Below are 18,885 nucleotides of genomic sequence, written 5' to 3'. Positions count from 1 at the left end.
GGAAAGGATTTGTTAATACACTTCAGACCTTCATGAGGGAAGGTTTAGTTGCCATGATATTCCAAACTTATCATTTATCCAACCAAACCTCTGACTAAAACCATACTCACCAATTGGCATAAGTGCTTGTCCACCCTCGATAAGTTTCTGATAAAGGTCGTTAATTTCTTCTTCAGTATCACAAGTAACAAAAATTGAAAATGAAGGGGTAAAGGAAAACTGATGCTTCACATTACTGTCAGTGCACATAAATTCTTGCCCTTTTAAGGAAAAAGTAGCCTGCATTACAGTTCCCTCGTCTCCATTTTCATTAGCTCCATAGCGAACAATACTTGTAATTTCTGAATCGTCAATGATGGATATGTAATGATTCATCGCTTCTTCTGCATGACCATCTTGAAACATTAAGAAGGGTGTAACTTTTTCCATTAAAAATCATCTCCTTTAGTCATTTAATTAAAGCCTTCAGAAATCAATATAATGAATATACGTAAGGTGACTTTAACTTAATAATGACATTACCTAAAAAAAAAATTCAATACAAGTCAAACTTTTTCTTCAAGCTAAGCTGCCACAATCGTTCATCGAGAAATTAATAATACCCTTTAATGGATAATTTGCAAAAAATCCACATGCTAGTTTTTTAGCAGACTAAAATGTAAAATTGTTTGTTGAATAGTTAATGGTTGATTAAATAAGAATATGCTTATACAATGATAATAAATAAGTACATAAGCATATGGTTATGTATTAGATTAGGTGAGGAGGGGATAAAGTGCAAACGAATGAAGCGTTGGATATAGAAGCTACCGCAAATGTTCTTAAACTTTTAGGTGATAAAACACGTTTGACGATGGTGAAAATTATGTCTGAACATGAATGTTGTGTCTGTGAATTTGTAGATCTTTTTGATATGAGCCAACCTGCAATTAGCCAACATTTACGAAAGTTGAAAGATAGCGGAATTGTGAATGAAGCGAGAAGGGGACAATGGATATTTTACTCGCTAAACCAAACATCCTCGTATTACTCATTTATTCAAACGGTTATCAAGGATTTGCCAAGTCAAGCATTTAAAGTAGAAGAATTAACTGCACAAGGAAAACGAATTTGTTGTGACTAACGAGGAGGAGAACATCAGTGGGTTTAGTTATATTAGCTAGTATCATCTTTTTGCTGACGTTGACACTCGTCATCTGGCAACCTAAGGGATTGTCAATCGGCTGGTCAGCATGCGGGGGTGCGGTACTAGCCTTACTCGTTGGAGTTGTTGACTTCAACGATGTAATTACCGTTACGGGTATCGTATGGAACGCGACGTTGGCGTTCATTGCTATTATCATTATTTCTTTAATTTTAGATGAAATTGGTTTCTTTGAATGGGCAGCTCTACATATGGCGAGAGCCGCCAAAGGAAATGGAGTAAGAATGTTTGTGTATGTGAGCATTCTCGGAGCCCTAGTCGCGGCGTTCTTCGCAAATGACGGAGCCGCTCTCATCTTAACTCCGATTGTATTGGCGATGGTTCGAAACTTGAAGTTGGAAGAGAGAATGATCTTCCCATTTATCATCGCGAGTGGGTTTATTGCGGATACTACATCCTTACCGCTTGTCGTAAGTAATCTGGTCAACATTGTTTCTGCTGACTTTTTTGATATCGGGTTTATTGAGTTCGCAACTAGAATGATCGTTCCCAACCTGTTTTCATTAGCATCTAGCATCTTGGTTTTATATTTGTACTTCAGAAAGAGCATTCCGAAGAATTATGATATGGCTCAATTGAAGAAGCCAGTCGATGCCATTCGGGATATAAAAATGTTTCGCCTGTCTGGGATTGTTTTAGGCGTTCTGTTGGTAGGCTATTTTATCAGTGAATTTTTCAACATTCCTGTATCCATCATTGCAGGTGTTATCGCCATTTTCTTCTTGTTTATGGCAAGACGAAGTCCAGCTGTTAATACCAAGACCGTTGTAAAAGGCGCACCATGGGCTATTGTGTTCTTCTCAATTGGAATGTATGTCGTGGTGTATGGATTGAGAAACGTTGGATTGACGAACATTTTAGCTGACCTTATCCAAGTGACGGCTGATCAAGGATTATTCGCTGCTACTGTCGGGATGGGATTCATCGCAGCTATTCTCTCATCGCTTATGAATAACATGCCGACTGTCATGATTGACGCTCTTGCCATTGCCGATACGAATACAACGGGCGCGATTAGGGAAGCACTTATTTATGCCAATGTCATCGGTTCGGACTTGGGACCGAAAATTACACCGATTGGTTCTTTGGCTACCTTATTGTGGTTGCATGTCCTTTCATTAAAAGGCGTGAAAATCTCATGGGGAACCTACTTTAAAACGGGAATCATCTTAACCATCCCAACATTGTTCATCACATTAGTTGGCTTATATATATGGTTGCTCATTATTCACTAAACACATCATTTTACTCATAAAGGAGAGAAACAACATGGCTAAAAAAACACTTTACTTCTTATGTACAGGTAACTCTTGCAGAAGCCAAATGGCTGAGGCATGGGGCAAGAAATATCTAGGTGATGAATGGCAAGTACTTAGTGCAGGAATTGAAGCACATGGGTTAAATCCGAATGCTGTTAAAGCGATGAACGAGGTTGGACTGGATATTTCCAATCAAACTTCCGATATCATCGACCCTGACATTTTAAATAATGCTGATTTTGTTGTGACATTATGTGGCGATGCGGCCGACAAATGTCCAATGACGCCACCGCATGTGAGACGTGAACATTGGGGCTTTGATGACCCAGTAAAGGGGACGGAACAGATGAAGAAAAATGGGCTACCTTCCAACGTGTTCGTAATCAAATCGGAGAAAGAATTGAACGTTTCTCTAAAACGGGTGTATAAATAAACTGGAAAAGCCGCAAGTGATCTCTCGGCGGGTTATTAATGCTGGCGACTACATAAGCAATTTGAGAGCAATATTTGAAACATAGGTATGAACATATTGAATTGGACCTGAAATATTTCGAATAAGACAAGGGGAAAAGAAGGACTGTTTCCTATGATGGAAAAGGGATTTACCGGAAGTATTTATAAGGAAAAAAACTGCTGAGAAATCGGCAGTTTTTTTTGTCCAGTCGAATCTCAATACTCAATTCTTCAACACTGATAAGGTAACTGGATTTCTCAGTGTCCAAGTAACTTATGTATCCTGTTCATTTTTTCTCTAAGGTGTAACAATTTTGTTTAGTTATGAGATCTAAAGAATTATTAGACAAGATGAGCCTATTAAAAGCTGGTAATCATGGAACACTTCCGCATATAAAAATGAAATTTTGGGTATCAAAAGAGAGAGGATTGGGTTGGACTGGTCCGTGGACTGGAGGAGTTGCTCATGGAAAAGATGAATCGAGGATTATGGACGGCGCTGTCGGCAATCGGCATTGCGCAGGGGCTGAAAATTTTAACGCACAAGAAAGTGACGGGAGAGTGGGATTTGAAGCAGGCCTTCACAACAGGAGGTATGCCTAGTTCGCATTCTGCTGGTGTCGCTGCACTGGCATCCTATGTGGCAGCGAACAAAGGCTGGAGGCATACGGAGACTTCGCTTGCGACTGTGTTTGGTGTGATTGTGATGTATGATGCACAGGGGATTCGGCGCCATACAGGCGAAATTGCTAAGCTTGTGAACGATCTTGAAGATAATATGGCGAAATTTTCTGGTGAGTTTCCAAGTTTTAAGTATGTGGAGCGTGAGAAAGAGCTGAAGGAATTGCTCGGACATCAGCCAGTGGAAGTGGGGGCTGGTGCGCTGCTTGGCGTTGTACTCGGGCTTGTTTCGGCAAAAATGGAGGATGGTAGAGCTTAGTGGCCATAATGAAAAAGCTGCCAAAATTGGCAGCTCTTTTTTACATTAAATCTTAATATCGACCTTAGCGTTTTTCTGAAGTTCTTCCACATGTTTCACAAGCTTTTCTTGTTTCTTTTGCTGCTCTATTTGTTCCTTGATTTGTGGCTTCATTTCTTCAAGTTTCTGTACTTTTTGCCCGCTTGTCTTGGCTTGCTCCGCAACCTGCTTATAATACTTTTCAATTTCTTCATCTGTTGCTGCATCCACTTTAATCTCATTTTCAACGTACTTTGTATATGGGATATTCTCGGCGATCTGAGTATTCAACATTTCGGCATTCAGACCTGCTTGTTTCATCGCTTCCTTGAATTTTTCCTCATTTTCATATTGGTCTTTGATTTTGGCAAGTTGCTTTTGAATTTCTGCCTTGGAGGCTGTGTATCCCTTTTTATCTGCAGCTTGAAGCAGTAATGTTTGCCCCACTAAAGAGTTGATCGTTTGATCTTTAATTTGTTTGGCACCTTCCTTGGTTGTTGGGTCTTGTCCAAATTGCTGCATCTGCATTTGTGTCGTGGACAACACGCTATTATAGTCCGCACCTGAAATTTTCTCGTCATTGACGATGGCTACCGTTTCCTTTTCATCTACCTTTTGCTTATCTAGTTTTTTCTGCATTTCTTCCATCTTTTTTTGCTGTTCTTCAGTTGCTTTAGCCGTTTCTTTGCTTTGCTGATCCTCAGTTGTTTTTGCATCCTTCTCGTCATTTTTTTTATCAGCTTCATCGTTTGAACCACAAGCTGTTAGAACAACTGCCAATAATCCAATAATGATTGGGTAAAATAGTTTCTTCATTTTCAGTCTCCTTTCAATTCGTTACTAAAAAAATCATCTAATGCGCATTATAAAGGAAATTCCCGTAAAAACACAATATATTCATTCTTTTTTTCCAGAAAACAGGAAGATAGTATAGGAATTGTCACATTAAATAGGTGTAACCTTCCAGGAATTGAACCAATTTACCCTTTGTCATGCAATAAGCTGAAAAGAGATAGTCAGGACGACATACACGAACAAAAGGGAAAGCACTTCGCACCATCCAGAGCGGAGACTACCTTAGACTATTTATAGAGCAAAGATCAGAGAAATTTTTTAAAAATTAGTTGTAGTGCCTAATTAAGGAGTAGCATTGTATACTTGCTAAGCTTGAAACCAAAGTAACCATTTCCTGATGAAGAAATGAATCGATAAAAGCTACTGGGCTTGGTCCAAATTCCCCAAAGAATCAGGAGAAATCTAAAAAGGATTTTTGACTTTCATACATTCCTTCTTCTATTGTTTTCTTTACTTACCTTTCATATAACATTCATACTCCACTAATAATTCTATCTTAAGATGGAGAGAGAACTGAACTTTATAGGGTGATATTCAATACCATGTAAGTTTGTAATCATATATATCCAAATCCAATTTTTTTGTTTACTATAATGGTTTTTTAAATTGGAACTACATAGTTAATTTGCTCACCATCGTATCGATAGCTTGATCCCTATAAAACAGTTACTAGAAGAGAATGGGAGATTTTTAAATGAAGAATCAAGAACCACAAGAAGGGTTGGATAGACGGAATTTTATCAAGATAGGAGGCATGAGTACACTTGCCTTAACACTTGGATTCTCTGGACTTTCAGATGATTTATTTAGCACTGCAGCACTGGCAGAAGAAAAAGATGACATGGCTCTTCAATTTAATCGTAATGGAAAATTAAAAATCGTTCAATTTAATGATACACAAGATGATGAACGTATTGATCGTAGAACTTTACAGCTTATGGAGAAAGTGCTTGATACAGAAAAACCTGATTTTGTTGTGCTTAATGGAGACATTATTACGGGTGGATGCGATTCAACTATGGAGATGAAGCAAGCCATTAACAATGTTGCCTATCCTATGGAACAAAGAGGAATCAAGTGGGCCATTACTTTTGGAAATCATGATGAGGATTCTACCCCAAAGGGCGGACTTGATGAGGAAGACATGCTCAAAATCTATCTTTCTTATAAATACAATATGAACAAACCTACAGTCGAAGGTATTACCGGGACAGGTAACATGAATTTACTTATAAAGGATTCAAAAGGAAAAAAGGCAGCTTTCAACCTCTGGCTGCTTGATAGTGGAAGATATGCGCCAAAAACCATTGCGGGTCAAGACTTCCAAGGATATCCTACATGGGACTGGCTTCGTTTTAATCAGGTAAATTGGTATTATGAGACGTCTAAGAAGTTAGAGAAAAAATGGCGAAAAAAAATTCCTTCACTCGCTTTCATCCATATTCCTCTTTGGGAACACAGGTTTATGTGGTATGCGAGCGTAGACCAAAGAGCAGACTCCAATCATGAGGTAGCCCTTAAAAAGCATAATATAGTAGGAGAACGAAATGAAGAAGAGTGTATGGGACCAATCAACGGGGGGCTGTTTTCAGCGATGCTGGATAGAGGCGATGTCAAGGGCGTTTTTTGTGGTCATGATCATATAAACACGTATGTAGGTAATTATTACGGAATCCTGCTTGGTTATGCGGGCAGTACCGGGTTCGGTGCTTATGGTCTGCCGGGAGCTGAAAGGAACAGACTGCGCGGTGCCAGAGTATTTAATTTAGATGAAAATACAGCTGAGGTTCTAGTAGAAACGCACATGGTATTCGCAAAGGACTATGGGATCGACTTGACAGCTAATGATCAGAGTATGGATCCTGTGCCTCTAGAAAACAATAAGAAAGTAAAAATGTAAAGCAACATTATACTATTGTATACAATAAAGGATAGATAAAGCTGATTCTGCTTTTATCTATCCTTCTATATGTTTGACATGATTTATTCCTTCTTTGTTATCAAACTATTTCCTCATAACCTTATTACTGAACATATCAGGTAAACTTCATTTAATAGGGTCTCCTACTATTTCATTTCTTTATTTTTACCTCTTTTAAAGTAATAAAAGACTGCGATGATTAAAATCAATATGACTAGAATAGTCCTTATATCGTCTGAAGCCTGCAACACCTGTGTCACCGAGTACGCCTCGACAAGGAGGGCAGGCAGTTTACCGATGGATGTGGCGATGAAGAAAATCATCACGCCCGTCTTACTTAATGCTGCAGTAAGGTTAATCACGCCGGACGGTATGAAAGGTAGGAGCCTGAGCAATAGAATCATCCAAAAGGCCGGATATCCTTGTGACTTTTGGAGGCTCATGATCCAACGGTTCTTTGTGAACTTGGGTTTGAATGTTTGAAAGCCTTTGCGATATAACCAAAAGCTCACTACGGCTCCTGTAATTTCTCCTATGTAAGAAACGATCAATCCCTGTTCAAATCCAAACGCGGTGATATTGGCTGCCGTGATGAATACGCTTGGAATAAAACCAAGCACGCTAATCAATATATTCAATGCTATACTAACTGCAATGGAAAAGGGGCCACTGGATGCCAATGCCTCAGAAATGAAGTTCATATCAATCGACAGACCTCCATTTATATCCGATGCCCCAAACCGTTTTCAAATGTTGATCAACAGGAAAACCGGCATGACGTAATTTCTCTCTAATATTTCGAATATGGGAATCGATTGTCCGATCTTCCGTGTCTGTTTTAAATCCCCATATGGTCGAAAGCAAGTGATCTCTGGAGTACACTTGATCAGGGGATTTGATAAACAAGCACAACATGGAAAATTCTTTTGGTGTCAATGGGATGGCTCTAGATTGATAATGTGCTTCATAAGCAGATTCATTTAATTTTATCCCGTTAAAGATCATATGGTTCTCATGATGATTATGTACTCGTCGAGTCACAGCTTCGATTCGGGCAAGTAAAACCTCTTCATTAAATGGCTTTGTTACATAATCATCGGCGCCCTTTTTCAGCCCTTTTACCATTTCTTCCGCTGCATCCCGGGCGGTGAGCATGATTATGGGAATATTGGAAAACGCCCGGATCTCTTCGCACGTTTCCCACCCATCCATTTCAGGCATCATTACATCAAGAATGACTATGTCCGCATGATTCTGTTTTAAGAAATGTAAGGCTTCATGTCCGGACTTCTTCTTTATGCATGTATATCCGTGAGGGGTCAGGTATAGCTCTATAAGATCAATCATTCTCTGTTCATCATCAACCAGAACTGCTGTCTTCATTTTTTATCTCCTTAAATATGATAGTGAAGCACGTTCCTTGCTCCAACCTGCTTTTAACGGAAATGGCCCCTCCTTGAACCTCAACTAATTGCTTGACGATGGAAAGCCCCAATCCAAATCCACCGGTATCTCTAGCACGTGATTTCTCGACACGATAAAAACGATCAAAGATATGCGGGATGTCTTCACTTGGAATACCAACCCCTTGATCGATGATGGAGATGGAAATACGGCCAAGTGATCGAGTGACTTTGATGGTGGTGATTGTATATTCGTTCGAGTATTTTAGTGCATTATCCAGCAGGTTAAGGATGACTTGCTCAAATCGTGAAGGGTCTATCTCAATATATAAATGATCCTTACATTCCAGATTCAATTGTATTTTTTTATTTGAAAAGGCTGGTAACACTTTTTCATGAATGGATTCTAGGAATGAAGAGAGCTGGACGGTTTTTTTTGAAATGGTGAATGTATGTATATCCATTCTAGCCATATGGAATAGTTCGTCCAATAGTTTGTTTAATCGTTGTGATTCATCATGGATGATTTCTAAGTATCGTGATCTTTCAGCTGCATCCAAGTCTTTCCGACGAGCAATGTCCGAGTAGCCCTTGATATAGGTTAGTGGCGTGCGCAGTTCATGAGAGATACTTGCCAAAAATTCATTGCGTTCCTTCTTTAAATAATTCAATTCATTAGCCAAGCTTTGAATGGATTGAGCCAGTTCACCTAGTTCATCATGTGAATGTACAGGTACAGCTACAGAAAAGCTCCCTTGGCTTAGTTTGGTGGTCGCTTCCTTCATCGCAATAAGCGGTCTAGTCAAGGCTTTTGATAGAAAATAAATGGTGATAAGCATAAAGAAAAGGAGCAATACAGTTGCAAAGATAAAATGTTTATTCAATTGGGCAATTAGTTCTTCTACATCTCTAGTATTCTTGAACATATAGACATAGCCTTCATTTTCTTTATCACTTTTAAATGGTGTAACAGTAGCTATATACCGTTCATCCTTCCATCTTGATTGGATGATCAGTCCTTTTCGCGGTACTTGTGGGTGTTTCTTTGCTAAGATTTTTTTCATTGCCCCATTTACCTCTTCGGACGACATCAGAGTATTGCCTGTAGTATTCGTGATGACGACATCTGTATCCGTATGTGATTCCATCAGGCCGATATGCTGAAGAGTTGAGTCGGAATAAGTGATTTCTAACACATCACGATGACTATTGCCACGGGCCTTCAATGATTCCAATTCTTGGTTGATACGGGAATGGATCACTTTATTATGTAAATAAAACATGGAGACGGTTTCCATCAATAAAATGCACACAAATATACAAAGTCCCAGCTTAAAGGAGATTTTCAATATATCACCTTCTTATTTATTGAAGTCAGTTTAGCGAAAAAATATGAAGAAAGTATGCAGTTTTTTATAATTCCTTCGTTTCTTCTTAAATAACGATAATCCGAATGAGGACTGGTTGCAAGGAGGACAACATTTTTTAATGATCCCGAACTGTCGTTTTTCAGCATTTGAATAGAATGAGAATAGGAAATCAGGTTGTAATTTGACTTTTTTCAATAAAGCATGGACTTAGCATTGCTAAGAAAAGCCTGTTTAATTAAGGTTGACAGTAAATCCGTTTACGAAGGGACGAGTCTGAAAAAGAACAAGCGAAGCGGTTGCACGTTCATGCGCCTCCATTCCCTTAATTGATAGTTATATAGAATGGTCTGGTTTAATCACCTAAATCACAGATCGATGGAGCCATATTCCATATGTGAAATTGAGACTGCCGAAAGAAACGGTAGTTTTTATTTTTTGTCTAAACAAAATGTTTTGCATACAGGAAACATTTTGTCGCTAGTGAATAGTATGTAAAAAAGGAGCTGATCCATATGAGTTGTACAAACCGTACGCAAAAAAAAATAATGGCTTATTCCGCATTATTCAAAAAAATGGGCATTCTTAATGAAGAAGAATACAAAAATATCGCGAAGACCTTTCAGGCAAAGGATTGAGGAACGTTCCATTGGATGCCCATAAACTTTTATCCCATAACAAACAGGCTGTAAAACCCCCACCTTCAATTTCCGAATAAAGTGGGGGACGGCAGTCTGCGAATAGATTCCCTAAATTACGAAAAAAGGATTTATATGGTATTGTATGAGAGTTGTATATATCAAGGGGGAGTGATAGGTAGAATGAATGGAATATTTGATGTGGGAGAATATTTGCATACACCCACTTTAATCCTTATGGTGTCCAGTTACATAATGATTTTGATCATTTTTTCCGTTATTTATAAAAAAATAGAAAGTCCTCCTAAGGTATGGAAGGCTCTCGTTGTGTTTGTACTAGGAATGATTACTTTTCGTTTTACTTTTAATCTATCAGATGAGGTGGTAAGTGTACCCATTATCCCTATAGGGGTGGCTCTCTTATCATGGTTATTGAGAAGGAAAGGTGATGTAGGCAGATGGCATCGTTTTCGTCGATTTGCCTGGCTCGGATTCTTATCGAATTTCATCTTTTTGGCGGCTTCCCTATTAGCCATACCGCTGGATGAAATGATGTATCCCAAGAAGGAACCATCTACATATATGATGGACGTTAAAAATTCCTCGCTAATAGCGACCCATCCGAACTCTAAAGAAGTCACATTGAATCAAGAAGAGCTGCAAAGACAAATGAATAAGATGAAACAAAAGAAAATCGAGAGCGAATCTTGGTATTCCGGAATCAATGAAGAGAGCGGGTATAAAGAAACGTTCCCTTATATTCTGTCAGGGACCGTTCCTGAAAAGGGAAGTGGACTTAATGTACTCATTTACATTGAAGAAGATGGAAAGGGTCTACTGATTACACCAAATAAAGGGCAGCAGGTCTATTACAGGTTAGAAGAATCCATTTTGACTGAAGGTGGGGAGAGGAGTGACTAATAAAACAAAAATGATTGTTATCATTACAGCTGTTATATCGATTGGTGGTATCCTTTTATTTGGTCGATTTTCAAAAGCGCCGGAACCCTTCCTATCGGACAGACAAGTCATCGAACGAATAAACTCAAACTTCTCTGAGTCTCAGCCGAAGGTCATACAAGATCATATCTTTTTGGATGATACACATGTGTTTGTCCCCTTTATTAGTGAAGATAATCGATATGGGATGAGTTTTTGGGTCTGGAAGGGCAATAAATGGAGAGTGGCTTCTGTGGAAAATAGAGGTCAGCCACAGGTTTGGAATGGAGAAGAAAAATCTTTGATCATGTGGAATATGGATCCGAAAGATGACATTTCCGAAATCAGGGTTTTTATGAAAAAAGATAGAGATTTTATGGTATCGGATGGCAAAGCCACCTATCAACCTGGAATAGAAATGATGCACAACATTGTGATGCAGGGGAAAATGTACGGAGTCGAAACTTATCCCGACAATTGGCAGGAACTTATGGATCATTATGTAAAACCAAAGGGGGAAGTTGGTCAGAAAAACTTTCTTGAATTGAACGAACCGATACAATTGGCGATTAATTTTTATGATAAGGATGGGAAAGAGACTTATCCTGAACACGCCATTAACGGAATTAGCTATACGACAGGAAATAATTTTGTGGATGTTCCTTTTCTTGTTCATGTGGAAGTGGATGAGTTGGAGGGGACTTATTGAAAGTGAGCTGCCAAAATTGTCAGACCTTTATTCATTATACTAATCTGTTTGGATAGTTTGATATTGACCAATATGATCAATAGGCTGTTGTTTTAATGGAGGTTATGTAGAAGGAAGATTTGTTGTGATCCGATGGTTGTCTCTGCGATAATGGAATAAAGAAATCGAAAAGGAGTTACAAAGGATGGCAGAGGACTTTAAGATTCCCAGCTTGAAAGTGGATGAGATCGATAAGAAAATCATATCGGTTCTACACGAAGATGCGCGAATTTCATATACCGACTTAGCGAAGAAAGTGGAGCTCTCCAGAGTTGCGGTTCAGATGAGAATTAATCATCTTGTTGAAAACGGCGTGATTGAGAGGTTCACTGCGGTCATTAATCCAGGTAAGGTAGGCATCCATGTTTCGGCATTTTTCAACGTTGAAGTTGAGCCTAAATATTTGGAATCGGTGGCCCAGCAATTAGAAAGCGAGCCGGCTGTAACGAGTTTATATCATATGACCGGTCCGAGTAAACTCCATATGCACGGAATCTTTACTGATAATCAGGAGATGGAACGTTTTCTCAATGAAAAGTTGTATGCGGTCGACGGCGTTGTCAGCGTGGATTGCCAAATTCTCATTAAACGTTATAAGAGCCGGATGGGAATGAAACTTTAAATGAAAAAATCCGCCTATATAGGTGGATTTTTTTTATTTATGTGAGCGGGATGATAAAGCCGCCGTACGCAAAGGCAAGAATGATTACAAATGCGGGGTGAATCTTGAATTTACCCAGTGCTAAGTAAGCCAATCCAGCGATGATGATCGAATGGATGTAGCCGATGGAACCGACGGCATCTGCGGCCATGTTCCAGGTAAGCAGTAACATCATGATCGCAATCACGGGCTGAACAAGTAAGGACATGCCTTTTACGATGGGAGATTGCTTGTATTTTCGCAAGATTTTCAATAAGTAGATCAAAGCCACTGCTGAAGGGATGATGGTGCCAGCCAATGCAGCTATAAACCCTGGCCAGCCGTACACATCATATCCGACATATGCGGCAATTTTGGTGGCGATTGGCCCTGGAAGGGAATTTCCTAATGCAAGCATTTGCGAGAACTCGGTATTATCAAGCCAGCCGTAACGGGTGACGATTTGATCATACATAAGCGGAATCGAGGCTGGACCTCCGCCATAACCAAGCATATTGGCTATGAAAAACGCTAGAAAAACTGCGACACCAATCGGGATGAAGATAACACCCATTACGCGGATTCCTCCTTCGTATCACCCTTTTTATTTTTCAATCTATCTTTTAATTTAAAGTGGAACGCCCCATACAAAAGGAATATCATGATGACGATACCCGGATGCAGGGAAATGATCTGGAGAAGCAAAAAGGAAATCGCAAAAAAGGTGATTCCGAGTACCTTTCCCAAACCTTTTACCGCCTTTTCGCCAAACTCATAAGCCATTTGACCAAGCATGACCGCAACAACTGGCATTACAGCCGCGATCATATTGTTGATCATCGCTGAATTACTTAGAACATTAATGAATGCAATCAAGAAAACCATCGCAAAGCATGAAGGTAAAACATGGGCTGCCACACTCACGAGGGCTCCCGGCCAGCCTTTTAATTTATAACCAAGATATGCTGCCATCTTGGTGGCGATCGGTCCTGGGAGTGTATTGGCAATCGCCAAGGTTTCCCCGAATTCATCATCGTCGAGCCAGTGATAGCGGGAAACTGCTTCGTGGCGGATGAGAGGGATGACGGATGGCCCGCCGCCAAAACCTAAAATCCCCGTCCGCATCATCCCGACCGTTAATTCGGTATATGGATTTTTCAATACGATTCCTCCTGTTTTTGTTTAAATTTAGAAATACATTTCCAAGATTATGAATTAATGATATCAAAAATGCTTTCGAAATGTATATAAAATTATAATAATAATTACGGAATGAATGTATTCTTGTTATTTTATAATAAAATAGGCTGATGAAAACGAAAAAAATCATCTTTTTGTCTTAAATAAATTTATTTGAAAAAAGGTATAATTACAATTATCATTAATAATCTGAAAAATCTAATAATTTAAAAGGGAGCGAATTTATGACCCAATCGATAATTGGAACGAAAAGCATGGTTGTGAGCCCTCATTATCTAGCATCGATGGCAGGAAATAAAATTCTCGAAAAAGAAGGGAATGCACCTAAGTTTCTAAGGAAAGTTAATTCACGGGGAATACCGATCAATGCTCTTTACGCTACGACAGTTATAGGAATGCTTGCCTTTCTTACTTCAGTTTTTGGGGACGGAACCGTTTATTTCTGGTTATTGAACATCTGCAGTTTATCCGGGTTTCTAGCTTGGTTGGGTATTGCCATCAGCCATTACCGCTTCCGAAAAGCTTATATAGCTCAGGGAAGGGAACTAAGCGCGTTGCCTTATAAAGCAAAGTGGTTTCCTTTTGGGCCTATTCTTGCCTTCTCATTATGTATGGTTGCAATTGTAGGACAAGACTATAAAGCGTTCATTGGGGATAAGATTGATTGGAATAGTTTGCTTGTTTCCTATATTGGGATTCCTATATTTTTGCTTTTATGGTTTGGTTACAAAATTATCAAGAAAACAAAAGTAGTTCCATTGCGGGATTGTTCGTTTTATCAAGAGGATAAGTAATCTTGTTTTTTGCATTGATGGAACATCAGGGACTATTATGGAGAGCCTACTCCACCTGATTGTTACATTCCACATACGCTAACGGTTAGAGATGGATGTCTTTATCCAAAAAGAAAAAAGTTTTAAGGAGAGGTATGTTTAATGAGCAAAATGCATCAAATGAAAAGCATAGCCATTCGCGCCCTTGAATCAAACGAAGAGCTTGAAAATGTAAGGCGGCTAGAGTCCATCATATGGAGCGAATATGAATCAACTCCTACTCATCAAACGCTTACAGCGATTAAGAATGGTGGCATAGTGCTTGGCGCTTTTTTAGACGGTGAACTAATTGGCTTTCAATATAGCTTCCCAGGATTTGATGGGAATAAGAGCTACTTATGTTCGCATATTTTAGGCATCCACCCAAATTTTAGAAAATTAGGTATCGGGGAGAAGCTCAAACTCCAACAAATAGAAGAATCGATTAAAAAGGGATACGATCTAATCACGTGGACGTTTGATCCGCTGGAAACGGTTAATGGATATTTAAATTTTCACAAACTTGGTGCAAGGTCCTCAACCTATGTTGAGAACTGCTATGGTGAAATGCTTGACGTTTTAAATCACGGAATGCCATCGGATAGATTTATAGTGCAGTGGTGGATAAAGGATAAGAAGATTGAAAGTGAAAACCTTGAAATAGAGGATAGGTTAAGAGAAGACTCTTTGTTAATTAAAGCTTTGGTTAATCCAGACGGCTATCTTGCCCCTATGGAGATCGACTTGACAAGACATTTGGAAACGGGTTTGCTTTTTGTACCCATGCCAAGTGATTTTCAAAAACTTAAGCAAGATAGTTCAGATCTAGCTTTGTCATGGAGAATGAATACCCGACATGTATTTATGCACTACTTTAAGAAAGGTTGGATAGTCATTGATCTTATTAGAAGACAGTCTGATTCTGATATATGTTTCTATGTCTTAAAAAAATCAACGAAATCGTTAAGCTAAAGATAAAACAAATAGATAACTAAGTAACCATAGAAAGCCAATTTCCGTTAATCCTGGAAGCTGGCTTTTTTAGGTTTGACTTCATCTCTCCAGAATGTGTTCAATAAGCAAAAGCAGGAGAAGGATGTATCTTTTCCGGCTTTTTTCTTTAACTTCCCAGGTACACTTGATAGCCCCATGGGGAAACGAGCAGTGGTACATGATAGTTAGAGGATGGGGAAGATAGTCCAAAACGAACGGGAACCTGGTCCAAAAAGGGTGGATCAGGAAGCTCTACGGATTTATTCCGGAAGTAATCCCCGATATGAAATACGATTTCGTAGTTTCCCATTTTAGTGCTTTCGGCGTTCAGCAGCGGGGAATCGAGCCTCCCGTCTGCATTTGTTACCGCTGACTGGAGCAGTTGCCAGCTAGCGGCGTATGATTCGGAAAAGTATAATTCTATCTTCACGTTTTCAGCAGGCTGACCATGCATTAAATCCAATATATGTGTCGTTATACCAGGCATAATCACTCCTTACCCGATGCTTTCTTTTGCCGCAGCCAGGATTTTGTTGTTTTCGAGATGTTCTTTTTTAACGGTGAAGACCTGAAAGCCATATGGCGGGCGTGGCTCAGTATATACTTTGCCTTTTGAATCCGAGATTTCGGAAACGACTGTATCCCATGTGTGGTTTTGGGATTCGAATGTCACTTCAATAAGCTGGGGAAATCTGGTTAAAATACGGCAGCCGATTTCATAAATCAAATTTTGGATGGAAGGAGTCTCCATCTCATGAAAAACGGATGTGGAAATATCGATAACCTGTTCAGCAGCTACGTATTTAGAGGGATCCATGCCGAGTGCATCCTTTTGATCCTCATAGACCCAATGAAGATTCAAATAGATGAAAAGCGGCCGGTTTCCGTCGTCGGGAAGTGTCGTATACTCATCGCGGACAAAACCTATAAATGAGTTTCCACTTACTTTGATTAATTGGAGGTCAAGGATGGAGCTGCATTGGTGAACGATTTCATTGCCATTTTCCGCGCGGATGATTTCGACTGAAGCCCTTGCCCGTTCGTTGCGTGACTTTTTGAATACAAGGTCACTCGGTTTCAATTGAGGGTCCGTTGCTTCCGTCACCGCTTCAAAAGGGATATCTTCGGCAATCAATTTAACCGTATCGATTTGGGGATATTTGTTAAGGAAGGCTTCTGAAACATATGAAGCAAATCCTTCTAATGTTGCCCCCTTGAATGTTGCGAGCTGCCTTTGGATAAAGTTTTTCATCGAATCAGTTGCGACGACCATGGAATTGTCCCCGTCAGTGAAGGAGGGAAGAAAAGAAGAGCCGCCAACGGAAACTTTTACGTTAGTGCCAAAAATGATATGATCTCTACCTGAAAAAGTAGATTCTGGTATTTGTTTGATTCCGGTTAAGGGATTTGAATAGGTCCTATAGGCGAAAACATTTCCTTTCCCGTAACTAAGTGTTTGGGCGGCAGATTTATTTTTCATGAAATTCTCTCCTTCAGTTTTGATTTTATCCTTTAAACGAAATAAGGCTATTTGATAAATTTCAGACAAGGCATTTTCGAACTCGGCGGTTTCAGTGTGGTGAATCCTTGTTTTCATTGATTGATAAATGTCATTTTTATCCTTTTTGCGCACAGCCAAGATAAATGGAAAGCCGAACTTATTCATATATTGCCTATTCAAAGAGACGAAATTTTCATATTCATCAGCAGTTAGGTCCTTTAAACCGGCACCTTGCTGTTCCTTAATCGAATCTTCACTCATTTCAACTTTGTCACCAAGGCTCGGATGCATTCTGATTAACGTTAACTTTTCTTCCATTGACGAATGGCTTACAATGTCCACCATGCATTTATGCAGGATAATAATTGAAGAAAAGGGCCTGTAGGCTGCAGCTTTTTCTGCAATCCAAGGTGAATGTTCAAAAATATCCCCAAGGAACTTCGTGAATTTTTTTTCGCTTTGTGCATTTAGTGATGTAAGAGTAATCATCTTCCAGGCTCCTTTCTATATACTTTTTGCCATAATCTGATCTGCATCAGGTATGGTACTATCGACATCCTTTTTCCTGCGTGGAGTCAAGATCAAATTCAGGATGATGGCTGTCAGACTACCTGTTATGATCCCATCACCGACGACGATACGGATTGCTTCCGGCAGGCTTGAGAATAACTCGGGGACGACAGTGGCACCCAGGCCAAGTGAGATTGAACAAGCGATGACCAATAAATTAGCGTTATCCGAGAAATCGACGTCGTTCAACATTTTAATTCCAGATGAAACGACCATTCCGAACATGACTACGGTTGCGCCCCCGAGGACCGCCGTAGGAATAAGTGTAGCGAGTGCAGCGATTTTCGGTACCAGTCCGAGCCCGATTAGTATGAAGCCGGCTACAATGGTGATCGTTCTTTTTTTTACACCGGATAATTGAACGAGACCTACATTCTGAGCGAATGTACTATAAGGAAAAGCATTGAAAATTCCTCCTAAAGTGAAGGCCAGGCCTTCTGCCCGGTAGCCTTTGATAATATCTTTTTCACTCAATTCCCGACCGGTTATTTTTCCGAGAGCAAGAAATGCGCCCGTGGATTCGATTAGAATGACTGTGCCAACCAACATCATCGTAATAATGGGGGCAATTTCAAAGGTAGGTGTACCAAAGTAGAAAGGAGCAGGGATATGGAACCAAGACGCATCGGCAACGGTGGAAAAGTCCATTCTCCCAAAAAACGTTGAAGCGATCGTCCCTAAGATGATGCCGATCAGAACAGAAATGGCGCGTATGAATCCAGTGAAGTAGCGATTGAGTAACAGGATGACAGCGAGGACACCGAAGGATAGCATTAAGTTTTCGGCTGAACCAAAGTCTTTGCTGCCAGAACCTCCAGCCATGTTCTTTATGCCTGTGGGTACTAAGGATAATCCAATAATGATGACGACGGTACCGGTTACGACTGGTGGGAATAATTTAAGCAGTTTACCAAATATGTTGGAGAAAAAAATGATGAAGAACCCGGCTGCGATGATTGCCCCATATATAGCGGAAATACCATAATTGCTGCCGATGGATATCATTGGGGTGACTGCGACGAAAGAAGTTCCTAAAACGATTGGGAGTCCTATTCCGAAGTATTTGTTTTTCCAAGCTTGCAATAATGTAGCGATTCCGCAGGTTAAAAGGTCAATGGCAATAAGGTAAGCGAGCTGTTGCGAAGTAAACCCCAATGCTCCACCGACGATGATTGGTACCAAGATGGCACCAGCATACATGGCAAGGACATGTTGAAGACCTAATGAGAAGGCCTTGGACGTGTTAATTCTTTCGTTCATAAAAAAACTCCCTTCTCTAATTGGTTGTCATGTTATGTTACGTCATTTTGTTATGATAGTTATCATCATAATAAAAAAACTGAAAATTGTCATTAGTTAAATTAGACAATTTTTGGATGGTGATATAGACAACTTGCATAAAGTGAGGGAGGTAAGGATGGTGT

General features: G+C 39.7%; 19 protein-coding genes and 2 pseudogenes. 11 read left to right on the top strand and 10 right to left on the bottom strand.

The window, feature by feature from the left end:
• Positions 1-30 precede the first annotated feature (30 nt).
• Entirely contained in the window at positions 31-429 is a 399-nt protein-coding gene (locus LQ203_RS08480) for a VOC family protein (protein WP_230157183.1), read from the bottom strand.
• A gap of 346 nt (positions 430-775) precedes the next feature.
• On the opposite strand from LQ203_RS08480, the gene LQ203_RS08475 reads away from it, so the two are divergent.
• From LQ203_RS08475 to LQ203_RS08460, 4 genes and pseudogenes are all read left to right on the top strand, one after another.
• The gene (locus LQ203_RS08475; protein ID WP_258833037.1) at positions 776-1,123 is read left to right on the top strand and encodes a metalloregulator ArsR/SmtB family transcription factor; all 348 of its coding nucleotides are present in this window, start codon (positions 776-778) and stop codon (positions 1,121-1,123) included.
• Between the two features lie 17 nt (positions 1,124-1,140).
• Positions 1,141-2,439 carry an arsenic transporter gene (locus LQ203_RS08470; RefSeq protein ID WP_230157182.1) on the top strand — a complete coding sequence of 433 codons (1,299 nt, stop codon included), beginning with the start codon at positions 1,141-1,143 and terminating at the stop codon, positions 2,437-2,439.
• Between the two features lie 34 nt (positions 2,440-2,473).
• Positions 2,474-2,892: pseudogene (arsC, locus tag LQ203_RS08465) on the top strand (arsenate reductase (thioredoxin)).
• Positions 2,893-3,382: 490 nt separating this feature from the next.
• Complete coding sequence (locus tag LQ203_RS08460) at positions 3,383-3,856, top strand: divergent PAP2 family protein (protein ID WP_230157181.1); 474 nt, start codon at positions 3,383-3,385, stop codon at positions 3,854-3,856.
• A gap of 45 nt (positions 3,857-3,901) precedes the next feature.
• On the opposite strand, the gene LQ203_RS08455 is transcribed toward LQ203_RS08460, so the two are convergent.
• Positions 3,902-4,690, bottom strand: coding sequence for a SurA N-terminal domain-containing protein (locus tag LQ203_RS08455; RefSeq protein WP_230157180.1), 789 nt, complete (start codon positions 4,688-4,690; stop codon positions 3,902-3,904).
• 733 nt (positions 4,691-5,423) lie between these two features.
• Here LQ203_RS08455 and LQ203_RS08450 point away from each other — a divergent pair.
• A complete protein-coding gene (locus LQ203_RS08450) occupies positions 5,424-6,629 on the top strand; it encodes a metallophosphoesterase family protein (protein ID WP_230157179.1) in 1,206 nt (401 codons plus the stop codon).
• A 167-nt stretch (positions 6,630-6,796) separates the two neighbouring features.
• On the opposite strand, the gene LQ203_RS08445 is transcribed toward LQ203_RS08450, so the two are convergent.
• Genes LQ203_RS08445 through LQ203_RS08435 form a run of 3 tightly spaced genes read right to left on the bottom strand, consistent with a single transcriptional unit; the run spans position 6,797 to position 9,402 of the window.
• Positions 6,797-7,351 (bottom strand): VTT domain-containing protein, encoded by a 555-nt coding sequence (locus LQ203_RS08445; RefSeq protein ID WP_230157178.1) that lies wholly within the window; start codon positions 7,349-7,351, stop codon positions 6,797-6,799.
• A gap of 1 nt (position 7,352) precedes the next feature.
• Entirely contained in the window at positions 7,353-8,033 is a 681-nt protein-coding gene (locus tag LQ203_RS08440; RefSeq protein ID WP_230157177.1) for a response regulator transcription factor, read from the bottom strand.
• Positions 8,011-9,402, bottom strand: a complete 1,392-nt coding sequence (locus LQ203_RS08435) for a HAMP domain-containing sensor histidine kinase (RefSeq protein WP_230157175.1) — start codon at positions 9,400-9,402, stop codon at positions 8,011-8,013. Before LQ203_RS08435 ends, LQ203_RS08440 begins: the two co-directional genes overlap by 23 nt.
• 533 nt (positions 9,403-9,935) lie before the next feature.
• Between LQ203_RS08435 and LQ203_RS27480 the strand changes: the two genes are divergently transcribed.
• The 4 genes from LQ203_RS27480 to LQ203_RS08420 all read left to right on the top strand — a co-directional run bounded on the left by LQ203_RS27480 (position 9,936) and on the right by LQ203_RS08420 (position 12,367).
• Positions 9,936-10,058: a hypothetical protein gene (locus LQ203_RS27480; RefSeq protein WP_290370546.1), complete on the top strand. Its 123-nt coding sequence runs from the start codon at positions 9,936-9,938 to the stop codon at positions 10,056-10,058.
• Between the two features lie 183 nt (positions 10,059-10,241).
• Positions 10,242-10,979, top strand: a complete 738-nt coding sequence (locus LQ203_RS08430) for a hypothetical protein (RefSeq protein WP_230157173.1) — start codon at positions 10,242-10,244, stop codon at positions 10,977-10,979.
• Positions 10,972-11,706, top strand: a complete 735-nt coding sequence (locus tag LQ203_RS08425) for a hypothetical protein (RefSeq protein WP_230157171.1) — start codon at positions 10,972-10,974, stop codon at positions 11,704-11,706. The genes LQ203_RS08430 and LQ203_RS08425 overlap by 8 nt, the downstream gene beginning before the upstream one ends.
• Before the next feature lie 184 nt (positions 11,707-11,890).
• Positions 11,891-12,367 carry an Lrp/AsnC family transcriptional regulator gene (locus tag LQ203_RS08420; RefSeq protein ID WP_230157170.1) on the top strand — a complete coding sequence of 159 codons (477 nt, stop codon included), beginning with the start codon at positions 11,891-11,893 and terminating at the stop codon, positions 12,365-12,367.
• Positions 12,368-12,404: 37 nt separating this feature from the next.
• Here the strand turns inward: LQ203_RS08420 and LQ203_RS08415 are convergent, their stop codons facing one another.
• Complete coding sequence (locus LQ203_RS08415) at positions 12,405-12,959, bottom strand: chromate transporter (protein WP_230157168.1); 555 nt, start codon at positions 12,957-12,959, stop codon at positions 12,405-12,407.
• Positions 12,959-13,546, bottom strand: coding sequence for a chromate transporter (locus tag LQ203_RS08410; RefSeq protein ID WP_230157166.1), 588 nt, complete (start codon positions 13,544-13,546; stop codon positions 12,959-12,961). The genes LQ203_RS08415 and LQ203_RS08410 overlap by 1 nt, the downstream gene beginning before the upstream one ends.
• A gap of 338 nt (positions 13,547-13,884) precedes the next feature.
• On the opposite strand from LQ203_RS08410, the pseudogene LQ203_RS08405 reads away from it, so the two are divergent.
• Both LQ203_RS08405 and LQ203_RS08400 read left to right on the top strand, forming a co-directional pair.
• Positions 13,885-14,379, top strand: a pseudogene (locus LQ203_RS08405) (amino acid permease); the annotation flags it as partial.
• Positions 14,380-14,520: 141 nt separating this feature from the next.
• Positions 14,521-15,369, top strand: a complete 849-nt coding sequence (locus LQ203_RS08400; protein WP_230157164.1) for a GNAT family N-acetyltransferase — start codon at positions 14,521-14,523, stop codon at positions 15,367-15,369.
• A 148-nt stretch (positions 15,370-15,517) separates the two neighbouring features.
• Here LQ203_RS08400 and uraH read toward each other — a convergent pair whose 3' ends face one another.
• From uraH to LQ203_RS08385, 3 genes are read right to left on the bottom strand one after another with little or no spacing between them, the layout of a single operon-like run.
• The gene (uraH, locus tag LQ203_RS08395) at positions 15,518-15,877 is read right to left on the bottom strand and encodes a hydroxyisourate hydrolase (protein WP_230157162.1); all 360 of its coding nucleotides are present in this window, start codon (positions 15,875-15,877) and stop codon (positions 15,518-15,520) included.
• A gap of 9 nt (positions 15,878-15,886) precedes the next feature.
• Entirely contained in the window at positions 15,887-17,380 is a 1,494-nt protein-coding gene (gene pucL / locus LQ203_RS08390) for a factor-independent urate hydroxylase (RefSeq protein WP_230157161.1), read from the bottom strand.
• A 15-nt stretch (positions 17,381-17,395) separates the two neighbouring features.
• Positions 17,396-18,721, bottom strand: a complete 1,326-nt coding sequence (locus LQ203_RS08385) for a nucleobase:cation symporter-2 family protein (RefSeq protein ID WP_230157160.1) — start codon at positions 18,719-18,721, stop codon at positions 17,396-17,398.
• Positions 18,722-18,885 lie beyond the last annotated feature (164 nt).

Source organism: Peribacillus sp. Bi96, assembly GCF_918698115.1.
Taxonomy (GTDB): domain Bacteria; phylum Bacillota; class Bacilli; order Bacillales; family DSM-1321; genus Peribacillus.
This window is presented reverse-complemented; position numbering and strand designations above follow the sequence as displayed.